Below are 16280 nucleotides of genomic sequence, written 5' to 3'. Positions count from 1 at the left end.
CACGTGGAAGCGATCATCGTCGGTGTCGTGGTGGCGCTGCTCGTCATCATCACCCTCGCCCGAACGGTGCGGATCGTGCCGCAGGCGCACGCCGGTATCGTCGAGCGGCTCGGTCGCTACCAGCGCACCCTCAGCGCCGGACTGAGCCTGGTGATCCCCTTCGTCGACCGCCTCAAGCCGCTGATCGACCTGCGCGAGCAGGTGGTGTCGTTCCCGCCGCAGCCGGTCATCACCGAGGACAACCTGGTCGTCAACATCGACTCGGTCATCTACTTCCAGGTCACCGACCCGAAGGCGGCGACGTACGAGATCGCCTCGTACCTCACCGGTGTCGAGCAGCTGACCGTCACCACGCTGCGCAACGTCGTCGGGTCGATGGACCTGGAGGAGACGCTGACCTCGCGCGACCAGATCAATGCGCAGTTGCGCGGCGTGCTCGACGAGGCGACCGGCAAGTGGGGGATCCGGGTCAACCGGGTGGAGCTCAAGGCCATCGACCCGCCGGCCAGTGTGCAGGAGTCGATGGAGAAGCAGATGCGCGCCGAGCGCGACAAGCGCGCCGCGATCCTCACCGCAGAGGGCAGCAAGCAGTCGGCGATCCTCACGGCCGAGGGCCAGCGGGCCGCCGCCGTCCTGCAGGCCGAGGGCGACGCGCAGGCCAAGGTGCTCCGCGCACAGGGCGAGGCCGAGGCCATCGCCAAGGTGTTCGAGGCCATCCACCAGGGCAATCCGGACGACAAGGTCCTCGCCTACCAGTACCTGCAGGCCCTGCCCACGATCGCTGCCGGTCCGGCCAACAAGGTCTGGGTCGTCCCCGCCGAGCTCACCGGTGCGATGAACTCGCTGGCGTCGGCGTTCAAGCCGTCGGAGGGCGGGGGCGACGCGACGCCCCGCATCACCCCGGCCTGACGGGTGGAGCCGCTCACGGCGGTGCTGCTGGCCGCCGCGGGCTTCGTCGGGGGAACCGTCAACGCAGTGGTGGGGTCGGGGACGCTCGTCGTCTACCCGGCCCTGATCGCGGCCGGCCTGCCACCGGTGACGGCCAACGGCACCAACACGACCGGGCTGTCCTGGGGGTCGCTGTCCTCGGCGTACGGCTACCGGCGCGAACTGACCGGCCGGATGCGCATCCTCGCGGTGCCGCTCGTCGCCTCGTTCGCCGCGGCCTGCCTCGGCGCCGGACTGGTGCTGGCCCTGCCCGAGCGAGTGTTCGTCGCTGTGGTGCCGTGGCTGATCCTGGCCGCCACGGTGCTGGTCGCGGTGCAGCCGCTGGTGGTGCGGCGGCTGCGCGACCGGGCCGCGCGGCTGGGGGACCACTCCGCCCCGGACGGCCGCGGGGGGCCGACGCTCACCGTGGCCGTGGCGGGCAGCGGTGTGTACGGGGGCTACTTCGGCGCGGCGCAGGGCGTGATCCTGATGGCCGTCCTCGGGCTGCTGTACGACGCGGACCTGCAGCGGTCCAACGGCGCCAAGAACCTGCTGGCCGCCTCCGCGAACATCGCCGCCGCCCTCGTCTTCGCGCTGGCCGGACGGGTCTGGTGGCTCGCCGCTGCGATCGTCGCCGTGGGCGCGATCGCCGGCGGGCTGGTCGGCGCACGGGTGGCCCGGCGGCTGCCGCCGGCCGTGATGCGGGCCGCCGTGGTCGTCGTCGGACTGGTGGCGACCGTGTCCCTGGTGGTCCGGTGAGCCCCGACGCGGGCAGGCGAGTCCCGTGAGCCCGGTCGAGGTGGCGGTGACCGAGGCGCGGGACCCGCGGCTGACGGCCTACACCGACCTCACCGACGTGTCCCTGCGGCGGGTCCGGGAGCCTGCGGAGGGGATCTTCCTGGCGGAGGGCGAGAAGGTGATCCGACGCGCGGTCGCCGCCGGCTACCCGCTGCAGTCGGTCCTGATGGAGCCGCGGTGGCGGGACGGGCTGGCCGACGTGCTGGCCGGCTTCGACGGCCCGGTCTACCTCGCGGGGCCGGAGCTGCTGCGCTCGGTCACCGGCTACCGGGTGCACCGCGGGGCGCTGGCCTGCCTGGGCCGGCTCCCGCTGCCCTCGTACGAGGACGTCGTCTCCGGGTCCCGACGCGTGGTGGTGCTGGAGGACCTGGTGGACCACACCAACGTCGGCGCGGTCTTCCGCTCCGCAGCCGCTTTGGGCATGGACGCCGTCCTGGTCTCGCCGAGGTGCGCCGACCCGCTGTACCGGCGGGCGGTCAAGGTGTCGATGGGGGCCGTGTTCTCGCTGCCCTGGACCCGGGTGGAACCCTGGCCGGGCGGGCTGGACAGGCTGCGCGACAAGGGGTTCCACCTGTTGGGTATGACCCCGCAGCCGTCAGCGATATCCTTGGACGAGCTCGACCCGCGACTGCTCAAGGAGCCCCTCGCGCTGGTGTTCGGGACCGAGGGCGAGGGCCTGAGCCGGTCCGCGGTGGACCGCTGCGACCTGCGCGTGCGCATCCCGATGGCCGCCGGGGTGGACTCCCTCAACGCAGCCGCGGCCGCGGCGGTGGCCTGCTACGCGGTCACGCGTCCGACCCGGTGACCCCCGCCGGGTCGGGGTCCGTTGCCGACCCGCCGTCGGGGCGTCCGCGCGACTTCAGGACCAGCACGAACAGGGGCACCCCGATCAGCACGATCATGAAGCCCCAGTAGACCTCGTCCACCCCGGCGCCGGCGATCGCGAAGATGCCGTACGCCAGCGCGATCAGGGTGATCACCAGGTTGCGCACGAAGTGCGCCACCGGGACCTTGTGCCGGTCCACGATCAGCCACTTCATCTGGGCGCCGGCGGTGAACACGTACGGGAACAGGGTCGTGAGCGTCGAGATGAGCAGCAGCTTGGTGTAGACCTCCACCAGCTCGCCGCCGGAGAAGTTCATGACGGTGATGACGGCGGCGAGGGCGCCGGAGACGACCAGCCCGGCCAGGGGCGCGCTGTAGCGGTTGAGGCGCCCGAACAGCCCGGGAGCCAGCCGGTCCGCGGCCGCCGCGAGCGGGACCTGGCCGCTGAGCAGGAGCAGTCCGTTCATCGCCCCGAGGCAGGAGATGACGGCGACGAGCGAGAAGGTCGGGCCGGCCCAGCTGCCGAACATGTTCTCCGCGGCGTCGGCGAACGGCGCCGACGAGGTGCGCAGCTCGGAGTTCGGCATCGCCCCGAACACCGCCATCGTGCTGGTCAGGTACAGCACCGCGGCCAGCAGCGTCCCGATCACGGTGGCGCGCGGGATGGTCTTGCGCGGCTGGTAGACCTCGCCGGCTGGGATCGACGCCGACTCGACCCCGATGAACGCGAACAGCGTCAAGGTCACCGCGCCGCCGATGGCCGCCAGCGGGCCGAGGTCGGATGCGTTGAACTCGCCGAGGTTCGCGCTGTCGAAGGCCAGGAATCCCAGCGTCCCGACGACCAGCAGCGGTACGACCTTGAGGACCGTGAGGACCACTCCGAGGGCGCCGCCGGTCTGGACACCGCGACCGTTGACGGCGACCAGGACGGCGATGGCGGCGACGGCGACGATCATCTGCAGCAGCCGGCTCTCACCGACCGGGGGGATCAGCCGGCCGAGGTAGCCGACCATCGACACCGAGATCGCGCCCACCCCGGCCCATGCACCGATCCAGTAGTTCCACGCGGTCTGGAACCCGATGAAGTCCCCGAAACCCTCGCGGGCGTAGGCATAGGGGCCTCCCGCCAGCGGGATCCGCTGCGAGAGCATCGCGAAGACCAGCGCCAGCATCATCGAGCCGAACGCGGTGATCGCGAACCCGATGATGCTGATGGGTCCGTACCCGGCCAGTGCCGCGGGCAGCGTGAAGATGCCCGAGCCGATGATCGTGCCGGTGACCAGCGCGGTCATCGTGATCAGGCCCATCCCGCGGGCGCCCGGGCCCGCGGTCGACCTCTCCGCGGTCACGGTCCCGGTGCTGTCACTCATGGGGTCACCTCGTCGGGTTCGCGGAGGAGAGCCGGGTCAGGCGTAGCGCGCCTCGTCCGAGGCAGCGGTGCCGGCGACGCGCGCCGACTCGGCGAAGTCCGCGACGAGGGCGTCCACCAGCGCGCCGTGCGCCGGGGACACCATCACGTGCAGCCCTCGCGGCTCGGTGTTGCGGTTGAGGAACCAGCCGCGACGCTCCATCTCCTCGCCGACGGCGTACAGGTCGACCCGGTCGGACTCGAACGCCATCACCGTGGCCACCGGGTCGCCGACCACCTGGACGCCGGGCACGGCGGTGAACCCCTCGCGGATGCGGCGGGAGGTCTCCAGCAGGTCGCGGACGATCTCGGTGTAGCCGTCCTCGCCCAGGTACTGCAGGAACGCCCAGGCCGTCATCACCGCGGCCGGCGACTTGGCGCCCGCGACCGCCGGCGAGCCGTACAGGCCACTGGGCCAGTCGCTGAACACGAACCACTGCAGGCCGGGCCAGTCCGGCTGGCGGTGCAGGACCACCGAGGCGCCCTTCGGCACGTAGCCGTACTTGTGGATGTCGCAGGACATCGACGTCACGCCGGGGACCCGGAAGTCCCATGCCGGCAGCTCGTGGCCGAGGCGCTCCATGAACGGCAGCACCATGCCGCCGACGCACGCGTCGACGTGGCAGCCGGCGCCCACCTGCTGGGCCAGGCCCGCGAGCCCCTCGACCGGGTCGATGACGCCGTGCGGGTAGCTGAACGCCGATGCCACCACGACGGCGGTCCGCTCGTCGACCAGGTCGGCCGCGGCGTCCAGGTCGGCCCGGTGGTCCGGATCCAGCGGGATCTGCACGTAGTCCATGTCGAAGTAGTGGGCGGCCTTCGCGTACGCCGGGTGGGCGGACCGAGGTGCGACGATCGTCGGCCGCTCCACACCGCGGGCCCGGGCCCGGCCGCGGTGCACCTGCATGGCCATCACGATCGACTCGGTGCCGCCCGCCGTGGTGGACCCGCCGCCGCCGGCCGGCAGGTGCAGCAGCTCGCCGGTGGACGCGACCACGTCCTCCATGAGGCGGGCCTGCTCGGGGAACCTCAACGGGTTCAGCGCGTTGGAGAACAGGTAGCGCTCGCTCACCTGGTGGGCGAGCGCCTCCAGATCCTCCCGTCCCGTGGGGTACACCAGCCCGAAGGTGTGCGCCCCGTGCACGTCGGGTTCGCGGGAGCGGGCCTCGTCCAGCTCGGCGAGGACCTCCGACATCGGCCGTCCCTGTGCTCGCATGCTGGCAGATTAGGCCGCACGGACCCGGGAGGTGGGGATGGCGGAGATCTTGCTCGTCCGGCACGGCGAGACCGAGTGGAGCCGGACCGGACGGCACACCGGTCGTTCCGACGTCCCCCTCACCGAGGAGGGCCGACGGCGTGCTGCGGCGCTGGCTCCGATGCTGGCGGGGCGCCGTGTCGGCCTGGCCCTGACCAGCCCGCTGTCCCGGGCGAGGGACACCGCCCGGCTCGCGGGAGTCGAGTCCCCGGAGCCGGACCCGGACCTGCTGGAGTGGGACTACGGCGCGTGGGAGGGCCGGACGACGGCACAGATCCGGCAGCAGCTCGCCGAGCCGGACTGGACGGTGTGGTCCGCGCCGGTGCCCCCGGGGGACACCCCCGGGGAACAGCCCGAGGAGGTCGCCGTGCGGGCCGGCCGGGTGCTGGCGCGCTGCGCGCCGGTCCTGCTGTCGGGCCGCGACTGCGTCCTGGTCGCCCACGGCCACCTGCTGCGCATCCTGACCGCGACCTGGCTGGGCCTGCCGGCCCGGGACGCGCGGCTGTTCGCCCTGGACGCGGGGTCCCTCAGCTCCCTCGGGCACGAGCACGAGACCCCCGTGATCCGGTGGTGGGACGTCACGCCTGCTGCCCTACCCTGACCGGGTGCTGGGGAGCGGACCGGATCCGGACGCGTCGGTGGCGCGACCGACCGGGCGTCGCGGAACCGTCCTGGCGGCCGTCCTGGTGCCGCTCGTCGGGCTGGTGGCCGTCGGCCTGATCGTCGCTGCCGGCTCCCGTGCGGACCACGGCGGCCACGACCAGGTCGCCGCTGCGGGCGCCGTGGTCGGTGCCGTTGTCGACGACGGGGTCCCCCCGGCCGACGGCGGCCACTCCTCGGGGGGCCACGTCGATCCGGCCGCCACGGGGCCGACGGGCTCGGCCGCTGCCACACCGGCGACGCCGTACGAGGCGCTGCGCGACCGGATGCTCGGCATCCTCGACCGCTCCGGCCCGGGCAAGGCCCTGGCCGCGCTGGACAAGGCGATCGCCCGCAACCCCGAGGTGTCCGGCATCTGCCACGCGGTGGCGCACGACATCGGTCACGCGACCCTGGAGAAGTTCGACGGGGACGCGGCCCGGGCGCTGTCCCAGCGCGACGACGTCTGCGGCGGCGGCTACACCCACGGCGTGGTCGAGCTGGCGCTCGCCTACGCACCCGACATCGGCCAGGCACTGTTGGAGATCTGCGCCCCCGCCAACGACGGGTCGTGCTTCCACGGCGTCGGCCACGGGGTCATGTTCGCGACCGGCTACGACATCCCCGCCGCCCTGGACCTGTGTGACACCTCGCCCGGGGACATCCTGAAGATCCGCTGCGGCGAGGGCGTGTTCATGCAGCTGTTCACCCTCGACGACGGGGTCGGGCACGTCGCCACGCCCGCCGGGTACGACCCACCCACGTCCGAGACGGCTCGCGGGATCTGCGAGGACGTCCGGCTGCCGTACGCCGGCAACTGCTGGTTCTACGCGCCCACTGTCTGGCTGCAGGAGCATCCGGAGGACTGGTCCGGGGTCGTGCAGTGGTGCGACGAGGCGCAGGACGGGCTGGGCCGGCAGACCTGCACCCGCGGCGTGGGCAGCAGGGCGGTGAAGTACCACCCCGACGACATCCCGTTCGCGGCGGCGGTGTGCGATTCGGTCGCCGACAACGTCCTCACCGACTGCCTCGGCGGCATGGGGTCGTACTGGTCGGTGCACTGGAAGGGCGAGCGGCCCAAGATCGACGTCTGCAACCACCTGGGGGACGACGGGACCGCGCAGCGGCTGGAGCCACTGTGCCGGGAGGCGAACGCCTGAAGGTGACCTACCCTGGTCCGATGCCGCCGCAGGAGGACGGCCGGACCAGGTCCGGACGCATCGGGTCGACGCTCGCCCTCGTGCTGGTGCCGGTGCTCGTCCTCGGCGTCGTCGGCTTCCTGGTGACTCGGGGTGGCCGAGCCGACGTCGACGCCGGGCACGGCGCGGCCCCGCACGCCTCGTCCCCGTCCGCGAGCCCGTCGAGCGCTACCCCGGAGACGCCGCTGCGGCCGGGGGAGACCCGGATGCGGGTCGGGATCGACGGCGGCCCCTACACCCCGGTCGCGCAGAACCGCGCCACCGACGACTACCGGTGCTTCCTGATCGACCCGGGCCTGGACGCCGACGCGTTCCTGACCGGCGTGCGGTTCCTGCCCGGCAACCCCGGGGTCGTGCACCACGCGATCCTGTACCGGGTCGAGCCGGACCAGATCCCCGCGGCCCAGGCGCTGGACTCCGCGGACGACGGACTGGGCTGGTCCTGCTTCGGCGGACCGGGCCTGCCCCGCGCCGCCGGGCGCGCCAGCGGCCCGACCGCGTCCCTGGACTCGGCTCCATGGCTGGCGGCCTGGGCGCCCGGCGGGGAGGAGCGGGTCATCGGCGGGGGGCTCGGCGTGCCGATGACGGCCGGCAGCCGCGCGGTGCTGCAGGTGCACTACAACCTGCGCGGCGGCACCGGCAGCGACGACACCGCCGTCGACCTCCGGCTGGCGCCCGGCACCGCCGACCTCACCCCGCTGGAGACGATGCTGCTCGTCGCCCCCGTGGAACTGCCGTGCCTGGCCAACGAGTCCGGGCCGCTGTGCGACCGGACCGCCTCGGTGTTCGACACCGTGCGCCGCTACGGCGAGGACTCCGGGCGCACGATCGCCGGGCTGCAGATGCTGTGTGACGGGGACCCGCTCGACCCCGCCGCGGGGCCGACCCAGTCGTGCGACCGCCGCATCGAGGAGCCCATCACCGTGTACGGCGCCGCCGGGCACATGCACCTGCTCGGCCGCAGCATCACCGTGGAGCTGAACCCCGGCACCCCGCAGGCCCGGACCGTGCTGGACATCCCGGTGTGGGACTTCGACGACCAGTCGTCGCGGACCCTCGCGGAGCCCGTACGCGTCGACAAGGGCGACGTGCTGCGGGTGACCTGCACGCACGATGCGGGCCTGCGCCAGATGCTGCCGTCGCTGCAGGACGTGGAGCCGCGCTACGTCACCTGGGGCGAGGGCACGACCGACGAGATGTGCCTGGCCATCCTGTCCGTCACCCGGGGGAGCTGATCCCAGCGCCGTCAGGAGGGCCGTCGGGAGGGCCGCCCGGCTCGGTGAACCCGGGCAGGTACCGCCGCAGCACCGGGCGGACCGGCACGGTCACCCCCAGCCGGCACAGCGTCCCGACGCAGCCCAGCCACACCCGCTGGGTCATCAGCTGGTCCGGCGGCAGCGTCAGGCCCAGCGCCACCGTGTAGTCGGGGTCGCGCGCCTGGGCGTTGCGGTCGAAGCACGACCGCAGCCACTCCGGCGAGTAGGTGAACACCTCGTGCCGGGCCGGCTCGCTGAACGGGGACATCACCTCCGCCAGCGACTCGGTGTCCAGCCGGCGACCCGGCCGGACCAGCCCGGCATCGCGCAGCGACGACTCCAGGGCAGCTCCTCGCTCGTACGCGAAGGCGCTGACCAGGCGGCCGAACGACGGCGGCAGCCCGCCCGGCATCGGGACCACCGCGCCGAAGTCGAGGACCCCGAGCCGCCCGTCGTCCAGCACCCGGAAGTTCCCCGGGTGCGGGTCGGCGTGCAGCAGCCCGGTGCGGGCCGGGGCCTCGAGCAGGAACACCTGGTAGGCCAGGCCAGTGCGGGCCCGCGCGTCGTCGGTGTCACCGGCGGTGTCGACCAGCGGCCGCCCGGGCAGCCAGTCCATCACCAGGACCCGCTCGGTCGCGTCCACCACGTCCGGCACCGCCGTGCCCGGGTCGTCCCGGTAGGCCGCGGCGAAGACGCGCTGGTGGGCGGCCTCGCGTCGGTAGTCCAGCTCCTCGCCCAGCCGGGTCGACAGCTCGTGCATCACCGGCGGCACGACCAGGCCCCGGGCCACCACCGACGCCAGCCGCAGGGAGGCACCGAGGGTACGCAGGTCGGCGGCGACCGACTCCCGCACCCCCGGGTACTGGATCTTGACGGCCACCGGACGCCCGTCCACCCACTGCGCCCGATGCACCTGCCCCAGCGAGGCGGCGGCCGCCGGCCGCTCGTCGAAGCCGCGGAACCGCGACCGCCAGTCCGGTCCGAGCTCCGCGCGCAGCACCGGCTCGACGTCGTCGAACGGCAGCCCCGGGTTCGCCTCCTGCAGCTGGGTGAGGGCGTCCTGCCAGGTGGCCTCGGGATCGGGGGGGAACAGGCTGTCGACCGTGCTGAGGAACTGCCCGAGCTTCAGCGCGCCGCCCTTGAGGTCGCCGAGCACGGTACGCAGGTCGTCGGCGTTGGCCTGCCGCACCCGCCGGCGGACCTCGCCCGGGTCCTCGCCCCGCAGCCGCCCGGCCTGCCCGACCGCGAGGCGGCCCACGGACCGGGCCGGCACCGCGGCGATCCGCAGCGTCCGCACCCACCGCCGGGTCTCCAGGGCCACCCGGCCAGTATCGGCCGAGGGCCGGGTGCGCCGACCCCCGACCGGCGTGCCCGCGGACCCCCGGGAGCCGCGCGGGTTACGGTGGCCGCCCGGACGCACGGGGCGACCGGGACAGGGGAGGCGGAGCGACAGCGTGAAGAGGGTCGTCCTGGTCGTCCTGGGGATCGTCCTGCTGCTCGCGGGCCTCGCCGCCGCCGCCGCGGGGGGCATCCTCTGGGGCGCCTTCGGGCAGGAGGGCGTCATCGAGAGCGACGCCGGGACCGTGCGCTCGGGGCCCGACGCGACCGCCGTCGTCACCGACGTCCTCGGGATCGAGACCGAGATCCCGTTCGGGACCCGCGTGGGGGAGTCCACCCTCGTCGTGCGCGCCTCGGACGGGCAGCAGGTGTTCGCCGGGTACGGGCCACCGGACACGGTCGACGACTACCTCGCCGGGAGCCCGTACGACGTGGCCACGCGCACGGACGACGGCAACTGGACGGTCGTCGCCATCCCGGGCAACGGCACCCCCTTGCCCCCCTCGCTGCAGCCGTTCTGGCTGGGCTCGGCCCAGGGCGAGTCCGCGGAGCTGTCCGTCGACACCGACGGTCCGGTCACGCTGGTCCTGATGAACCCGGACTCGTCCGCCGGGGTCGACGTCACCCTCACGCTGGTACTGCGCTGGGCGAAGGCGTTCACCGTGGCGCTGACCCTGCTGATTGCCGGCGGGGTGGTCGCGCTGATCGGCCTGGTCCTGCTGATCTGGGGCTCCCGGCCGCGCAAGGAGCCGGACCTGCTGCCCGCCGGCATCCCGGTGGACTCGCCGTCGGCATACGCAACCGGGTCGCCCACCCCCGGGGTGTTCGCGGCGGCACCGCCCGTGCCGACCGCCGGCACCGGCACCTCGGTCCCGGCGTCCGCCGTGTCCGCCTCGACCGTCGCCGCGGCCGGCGCGGCGGCCGCCGCACCGCCGCCGCCGGTTCCTGCCGATGCTCCCGCCGCGCCGGCGGGCGCTCCGGCCGAGAGCGACACCGAGACCACCGGGCCGATCCCCGTGGTGGCCCAGGCCCCCGCGCCGGCGCCGGAGGACGCCGCTGCTCCGCCGGCCCCGGCACCCGCCGAACCCGCTGCGGGGGCCACGGCTTCGGCTGCACCGGCTTCGGTTGCACCGGCTCCGGCTGAACCCGCTCCGGAGGCACCAGAGCTTCGGGCGGCCGGGCCCGCGGTGCCCGCCGAACCCGCGGTGCCGGCGGAGGACGCGACCGTCCTGCTGCCGCCGGTGACCGAGGCGCCCTCGGCCGACGTCCCCACGGCTGATGTCCCGGTCCCGGAGGAGGCCTCGCCGGGAGCGCCGCAGCCGGCACCCGCGGACCCCGCACCCGCGCAGGCGCCGACGGACCCGCCCGTCGACACCGCTGCGGATCCGGCCGACCCGGACCGGCCCCCGGCGCCACCCGCCTGACGGCAACTACAGTCAGACGACGCGGCCCCCCGACAGGCCGCCCCCGGGAGGCGCGGATGGACGTGCAGGAGACGCACGTACAGACCGACCGCGTCCTCACCATCCCGAACCTGCTCAGCTTCGCCCGGCTGCTCGGCGTCCCGGTCTTCCTCTGGCTGATCCTCGGCCCGCAGGCGGACGGGTGGGCGTTCGTTCTCCTCGTGGTCGCCGGCATCACGGACTGGCTGGACGGCAAGATCGCCCGCGCCACCGGTCAGATCTCGCGGCTGGGCCAGCTGCTCGACCCGCTCGCGGACCGGCTCTACATCGCCGCGGCCCTGCTCGGGCTGGCGCTGCGCGGCATCGTGCCCTGGTGGCTGGTCGTGCTGCTGCTCGGTCGAGACCTCGTGCTCGCGCTGTTCCTGCCGGGGCTGCGCCGGCGCGGGCTGACGGCGCTCCCGGTCCACTACTTGGGCAAGGCTGCGACGTTCTGCCTGCTGTACGCCTTCCCGCTGCTGCTGTTCGGGGACGGGACGGGCACACTGGCCACCGTGGCCCGGGTCCTGGGCTGGGCGTTCGCACTGTGGGGCACCGGCCTGTACTGGTACGCAGGGCTGCTGTACGTCGAGCAGGCGATGCGTGTGTTCCGGACCCGTCCGGTGCAGGCGTAGGGGGGTCCGATGCGCGCGGTGGTGATGGCCGGGGGAGAGGGCACCCGCCTGCGCCCGCTGACGACCGGCACCCCCAAGCCGCTGCTTCCCGTGGTCGGCCGTCCGCTGATGGAGCACGTGCTCCGGCTGCTGCGGCGGCACGGCATCGACGACACCGTCGTCACGGTGCAGTACCTCGCATCGCTGGTCCGGTCGTACTTCGGCGACGGCTCCGACCTCGGCATAACGCTGACCTACGCCACCGAGCACCGGCCGCTGGGCACCGCGGGCAGCGTGCGCAACGCCGCCGCCGCCCTGCGCGACGACACCTTCCTGGTCATGTCGGGTGACGCGCTCACGGATGTCGACCTCACGGCGCTCACCGACTTCCACCGCGAGCGCGGCGCCCTGGTCACCGTCTGCCTGGCCCGGCGGCCGGACCCGGTCGAGTTCGGGATCGTGATCTCCGACGAGGAGGGCCGGGTCGACCGGTTCCTGGAGAAGCCGACCTGGGGGCAGGTGTTCAGCGACACCGTCAACACCGGCATCTACGTCATGGAGCCGGAGCTGCTGGACCACGTGCCCGAGGACACGGTCGTCGACTGGTCGCGGGACGTGCTGCCGCGGCTGGTGAGCTCCGGCGCCCCCGTCTACGGCTTCGTCGCCGACGGCTACTGGGAGGACGTCGGCACGCTGGCGTCCTACCTGCGGGCCCAGGCCGACGTGCTCGACCGCCGGGTGGACGCGGACATCGACGGGTTCGAGGTGGCCCCCGGCGTGTGGATCGCCGAGGGGGCGGAGGTCGACCCCGACGTCGAGATCGTCTCCCCGGTCTACCTGGGTCCGTACGCCAAGGTCGAGGGCGGCGCGGAGCTCGGGGCGCACTCGGTTCTCGGCACCAACGTGGTGGTCCGCAGCGGCGCCCGGATCGAGCGATCGGTCCTCCACGACAACGTCTTCATCGGCCCGGGCGCTGACCTGCGTGGCTGCGTGGTCGGGCGTTCCACCGACGTGATGCGCGCGGCGCGGATCGAGGAGGGCGCGGTCATCGCCGACGAGTGCACCCTCGAGGAGGAGGTCATCGTCATGCCCGACGTCCTCGTCTTCCCGGCGAAGACGCTGGAGGCCGGGGCCGTCGTCCGCGACTCCGTCATCTGGGAGTCACGCGGGCATCGGCACATCTTCGGGCCGCGCGGCGTGTCGGGGATCGTCAACGTCGAGATCACCCCGGAACTCGTGGTCCGGCTGGGCGCAGCCTTCGCCACGACGCTGCCGAAGGGCGCCCGGATCACGGTGGGACGCGACCACTCCCGGGCCGCGCGCGCCTTCAACCGGGCGCTGGCGGGGTCGCTGACGGCGGCCGGCCTCGACGTGCGCGACCTGCGCACGATGCCCGCACCGCTGATCCGGCAGGACGTAGCCCGACACTCCGCCGGGGGCGTCATCCTGCGGACGACCACGGGCTCGCCGGAGAGCATCGACCTCGTCCTGCTGGACGACACGGGCAGCAACCTGTCGCCCGGGGCCCAGCAGAAACTGGAACGCGTGTTCTCCCGCAAGGAGTTCCGGCGCCCGTTCCCCGGTGACATGGGGGACATCGGGACCCCGCACCGGGTCGTCGACGACTATGCCCACGAGATCCTGCGCGTCATCGACACCTCCGGGGTGGAGGAGGCCGGGCTCAAGGTCGTCGTGGACGCCGGCGGTGGCACGGCGTCCATGGTCCTGCCGACGCTGCTGGCCCGAATCGGGGTCAACATCCTCACGGTCAACAACCGGCTGGACGAGTCCGCGCCCACCGAGACCGACGACGACCGGGACCGCGCCCTGGAAGGGCTCGGCGCCCTCGTCGCCTCCTCCAGTGCCGACTTCGGGGTGCGCTTCGACACCACGGGGGAGCGGCTGTCCCTGGTGGACGAGACCGGTGCGCCGATCGACGACGGGCGGGCACTGCTGGTCGTGCTCGACCTCGTCGCCGCCGAGCGGCACGGCGGAATCGCGGCACTGCCCGTCACCACGACCCGCGCGGCGGAGCAGGTCGCCGGCTACCACGGCGTCGGCATCCGGTGGACCCGCCGCAGCGTCGACGAGCTCACCGCCGTCGCCGCCGAGCCGGGCGTCATCTTCGCCGGCGACGGACGCGGCGGCTTCGTGGTGCCCGAGATGGGTCCGCACATCGACGGCATGGCCTCGTTCGTCCGCCTGCTCGGACTGGTCGCGCGCACCCAGCTCACCCTCAGCGCGATCGACCGACGGATCCCGCGCACCACCATGCTGCGGGCCCGCGTCCCCACCCCCTGGGCCCGCAAGGGCCAGGTCATGCGCGCCGCGATCGACGGCGCCAACGGCCGGCAGGTCGACACCACCGACGGGGTGCGGATCGTGGAGCCCGACGGCCGCTGGGTGCTGGTGCTGCCCGACCCGACCGACGCGGCCACGCGGTTGTGGGCGGAGGGTCCGGACGAGGAGTCGACCCGGGCGATCCTCGACGACTGGGTGAGCGTGGTCGAGGGAGCGGCCGGGTGACGGCACCGGCACCCGGCCCCGGCACCGCGTCGGGCGACATGAGCCCTGCCTACGGCGGTCCGGCGGCGACGATGTCGCTCCTCGGCGATCTGCTGCGCGGCGCCGCGGACAGCGACTACGTCGCGCACGACCGGGCCGAGCACGCCCGGACCCACGGGGACGGCGGCGGCGCAGCCGGTGCGGGGGCGGACACCGCCGACGCGGATGCGCCCGACCGGTCCGGTCGGACCCATCTGCACGGGCGGCGCACCACGGTTCTCGCGGTCGTGACGCTGGTCGCCGCCGGCCTGGTGCTGTCGGTGTCGCTGGTGCAGACCCGGGCCGTCGCCCCCGCCACCGAGGCGCAGCGCGCCGAACTGGTCGTCCGGGTCGAGCAGGCCACGGCGACCAACGTCCGGCTGGAGGAGCAGGTCGCCGCCCTGCAGCGCGAGGTCACCGCGGCCCAGGAGGCGGCGCTGACGGCGACCGGAGGCGGCCAACAGCTCACCGGGCGGCTCGCGGTCCTGGAGGCGGCGGCCGCCTACACGCCGGTCCAGGGACCCGGTGCCACCGTCGTGCTGCGGGACGCCGAGGCCAGCGACGACGCCGTCGACCCCGACCTCGGACGGGTCCTCGACCGTGACGTCCAGCTCGTGGTCAACGGGCTGTGGCAGGCCGGGGCCGAGGCGATCGCGGTCAACGGGCGACGGCTGACCGCGCGGACCGCGATCCGGTCGGCCGGGCCCGCGATCCTGGTCGACTACTCGCCGCTGACGCCCCCGTACCGCGTCGAGGCGATCGGCCCGGCCGACCTGGGTGACGTCTTCCGCCGCGGGGACGCCGGGGACGCGCTGCGCGATCTCGCCGACACCTACGGCCTACGCTTCGGGGTCGAGGACTCCGACCGGCTGTCGCTCCCCGCGGGGCAGTCGACCCTGCCCGTCCTGGCCGAGCCCGAGGGGGACACGTGATCGCGCTGATCGGCCTGGTGGTCGGCATCGTGCTGGGGCTGGTGCTGCAGCCGGCGATCCCGCTCTGGCTGCAGCCGTACCTGCCGATCGCCGTCGTCGCCGCGCTGGACGCGGTCTTCGGGGCCTTCCGCGCGCTGCTCGACGGGGTCTTCGACGACCGCGTCTTCATCGTGTCGTTCCTGTCCAACGTCGTGGTCGCCGCGCTGCTGGTCTTCCTCGGGGACCAGCTCGGCGTCGGCGCGCAGCTGTCGACCGGCGTGGTCGTCGTGCTGGCCATGCGGATCTTCGCCAACGCCGCCGCGATCCGCCGGCACCTGTTCCGGGCATGACCGACCCTGACGCGCTCCCCGAGCCCCCGGAGCCCCCGGAGCCCACGTTGACCGAGCCGGAGGGCCGGCGCCGGCTGCGCGACCTGCTGGCTCCGCGCCGCACCTCGGCGCAGCTGGTCATCGGACTGCTGTTCGTGGTCCTCGGATTCACCGCGGTGGCCGTCATCCACGGCAACGACGAGGAGACCTTCCTGCAGACGGCGCGCAGCGCCGACCTGGTCCGCGTCCTGGACGACCTGTCGGCGCAGCAGCTGCGCCTGCAGTCGGAGGCCCGTCGGCTGGAGGTGGCCCGCGACCGGCTCGAGGCGGGTGGGGCCCGGCAGGCGCTGGAGGAGACCCGCAAGCGGGCCGACGGGCTGGCCATCCTCGCGGGGACCGTGGCCGCCACGGGGCCGGGAGTCGTGATCACCCTGCAGGACCCGGGCTACGCGATCGACGGGACCGTGCTGCTGGACACGGTGCAGGAGCTGCGCGCGGCCGGGGCGGAGGCCATCCAGGTGGCCGACCACCGGGTCGTGGTGTCGACCTGGTTCGGGGACGTGGACGGCTCCGTCGTCGTCGACGGCGACCCGGTGTCCTCCCCGTACGTGGTGACGGCGATCGGCCCCCCGGAGACGCTGGCCAAGGCGATGGAGATCCCCGGCGGCGTCGCGGACACCGTCCGGGCCGCCGGCGGTTCGATCCTCATCGAGACCCGGGACCGGGTGGCGATCGACGCGGTGCAGCCGCTGCCGACGCCCGAGTACGCCAGCCCCGCGCCGGAGGCGGAGGGCTGAT

15 protein-coding genes are annotated in these 16280 nt (G+C 73.9%); 12 read left to right on the top strand and 3 right to left on the bottom strand.

The features are described 5' to 3' along the window. The first annotated feature begins 3 nt into the window (after positions 1-3). From R2737_10945 to R2737_10935, 3 genes are read left to right on the top strand one after another with little or no spacing between them, the layout of a single operon-like run. On the top strand, positions 4-909 hold the full coding sequence (locus R2737_10945) for an SPFH domain-containing protein (GenBank protein MEZ5116775.1): 906 nt from the start codon (positions 4-6) through the stop codon (positions 907-909). Between the two features lie 3 nt (positions 910-912). Beyond that, on the top strand, positions 913-1686 hold the full coding sequence (locus R2737_10940; GenBank protein MEZ5116774.1) for a sulfite exporter TauE/SafE family protein: 774 nt from the start codon (positions 913-915) through the stop codon (positions 1684-1686). A gap of 25 nt (positions 1687-1711) precedes the next feature. Further along, positions 1712-2530 carry an RNA methyltransferase gene (locus R2737_10935; protein ID MEZ5116773.1) on the top strand — a complete coding sequence of 273 codons (819 nt, stop codon included), beginning with the start codon at positions 1712-1714 and terminating at the stop codon, positions 2528-2530. On the opposite strand, the gene R2737_10930 is transcribed toward R2737_10935, so the two are convergent. Then, positions 2511-3920: an amino acid permease gene (locus tag R2737_10930; protein MEZ5116772.1), complete on the bottom strand. Its 1410-nt coding sequence runs from the start codon at positions 3918-3920 to the stop codon at positions 2511-2513. The genes R2737_10935 and R2737_10930 overlap by 20 nt on opposite strands. A 36-nt stretch (positions 3921-3956) precedes the next feature. After that, complete coding sequence (locus R2737_10925; GenBank protein ID MEZ5116771.1) at positions 3957-5153, bottom strand: aminotransferase class V-fold PLP-dependent enzyme; 1197 nt, start codon at positions 5151-5153, stop codon at positions 3957-3959. Positions 5154-5211: 58 nt separating this feature from the next. Here R2737_10925 and R2737_10920 point away from each other — a divergent pair, with 58 nt between their 5' ends. Genes R2737_10920 through R2737_10910 form a run of 3 tightly spaced genes read left to right on the top strand, consistent with a single transcriptional unit; the run spans position 5212 to position 8286 of the window. Further along, complete coding sequence (locus R2737_10920) at positions 5212-5814, top strand: histidine phosphatase family protein (protein MEZ5116770.1); 603 nt, start codon at positions 5212-5214, stop codon at positions 5812-5814. A gap of 4 nt (positions 5815-5818) precedes the next feature. Next, positions 5819-7012, top strand: a complete 1194-nt coding sequence (locus R2737_10915; protein ID MEZ5116769.1) for a hypothetical protein — start codon at positions 5819-5821, stop codon at positions 7010-7012. A 20-nt stretch (positions 7013-7032) separates the two neighbouring features. Then, the gene (locus R2737_10910) at positions 7033-8286 is read left to right on the top strand and encodes a hypothetical protein (protein ID MEZ5116768.1); all 1254 of its coding nucleotides are present in this window, start codon (positions 7033-7035) and stop codon (positions 8284-8286) included. On the opposite strand, the gene R2737_10905 is transcribed toward R2737_10910, so the two are convergent. Further along, the gene (locus R2737_10905; GenBank protein ID MEZ5116767.1) at positions 8270-9628 is read right to left on the bottom strand and encodes an AarF/ABC1/UbiB kinase family protein; all 1359 of its coding nucleotides are present in this window, start codon (positions 9626-9628) and stop codon (positions 8270-8272) included. The genes R2737_10910 and R2737_10905 overlap by 17 nt on opposite strands. 133 nt (positions 9629-9761) lie before the next feature. On the opposite strand from R2737_10905, the gene R2737_10900 reads away from it, so the two are divergent. The 6 genes from R2737_10900 to R2737_10875 are packed head-to-tail and all read left to right on the top strand — an operon-like array spanning position 9762 to position 16279. Next, the gene (locus R2737_10900) at positions 9762-11069 is read left to right on the top strand and encodes a hypothetical protein (protein ID MEZ5116766.1); all 1308 of its coding nucleotides are present in this window, start codon (positions 9762-9764) and stop codon (positions 11067-11069) included. A gap of 56 nt (positions 11070-11125) precedes the next feature. Further along, the gene (locus R2737_10895) at positions 11126-11719 is read left to right on the top strand and encodes a CDP-alcohol phosphatidyltransferase family protein (GenBank protein MEZ5116765.1); all 594 of its coding nucleotides are present in this window, start codon (positions 11126-11128) and stop codon (positions 11717-11719) included. A gap of 9 nt (positions 11720-11728) precedes the next feature. Next, entirely contained in the window at positions 11729-14224 is a 2496-nt protein-coding gene (locus tag R2737_10890; protein ID MEZ5116764.1) for a sugar phosphate nucleotidyltransferase, read from the top strand. After that, the gene (locus tag R2737_10885; GenBank protein ID MEZ5116763.1) at positions 14221-15174 is read left to right on the top strand and encodes a DUF881 domain-containing protein; all 954 of its coding nucleotides are present in this window, start codon (positions 14221-14223) and stop codon (positions 15172-15174) included. The genes R2737_10890 and R2737_10885 overlap by 4 nt, the downstream gene beginning before the upstream one ends. Continuing rightward, complete coding sequence (locus R2737_10880; GenBank protein MEZ5116762.1) at positions 15171-15503, top strand: small basic family protein; 333 nt, start codon at positions 15171-15173, stop codon at positions 15501-15503. Before R2737_10885 ends, R2737_10880 begins: the two co-directional genes overlap by 4 nt. Next, positions 15500-16279: a DUF881 domain-containing protein gene (locus tag R2737_10875; protein ID MEZ5116761.1), complete on the top strand. Its 780-nt coding sequence runs from the start codon at positions 15500-15502 to the stop codon at positions 16277-16279. The genes R2737_10880 and R2737_10875 overlap by 4 nt, the downstream gene beginning before the upstream one ends. Position 16280 lies beyond the last annotated feature (1 nt).

It is taken from the genome of Candidatus Nanopelagicales bacterium (assembly GCA_041393815.1).
Lineage (GTDB): Bacteria > Actinomycetota > Actinomycetes > S36-B12 > JAWKJK01 > JAWKJK01.
The sequence above is the reverse complement of the archived record's forward strand: the minus strand, read 5'-3'. Positions and strand labels throughout refer to the sequence as shown.

Coding starts and splice junctions, on each gene's coding strand:
- R2737_10930 (MEZ5116772.1), bottom strand. CDS start 3,920: ATGAGTGACAGCACCGGGACCGTGACCGCGGAGAGGTCGACCGCGGGC.
- R2737_10925 (MEZ5116771.1), bottom strand. CDS start 5,153: ATGTCGGAGGTCCTCGCCGAGCTGGACGAGGCCCGCTCCCGCGAACCC.
- R2737_10920 (MEZ5116770.1), top strand. CDS start 5,212: ATGGCGGAGATCTTGCTCGTCCGGCACGGCGAGACCGAGTGGAGCCGG.
- R2737_10910 (MEZ5116768.1), top strand. CDS start 7,033: ATGCCGCCGCAGGAGGACGGCCGGACCAGGTCCGGACGCATCGGGTCG.
- R2737_10895 (MEZ5116765.1), top strand. CDS start 11,126: ATGGACGTGCAGGAGACGCACGTACAGACCGACCGCGTCCTCACCATC.
- R2737_10890 (MEZ5116764.1), top strand. CDS start 11,729: ATGCGCGCGGTGGTGATGGCCGGGGGAGAGGGCACCCGCCTGCGCCCG.
- R2737_10875 (MEZ5116761.1), top strand. CDS start 15,500: ATGACCGACCCTGACGCGCTCCCCGAGCCCCCGGAGCCCCCGGAGCCC.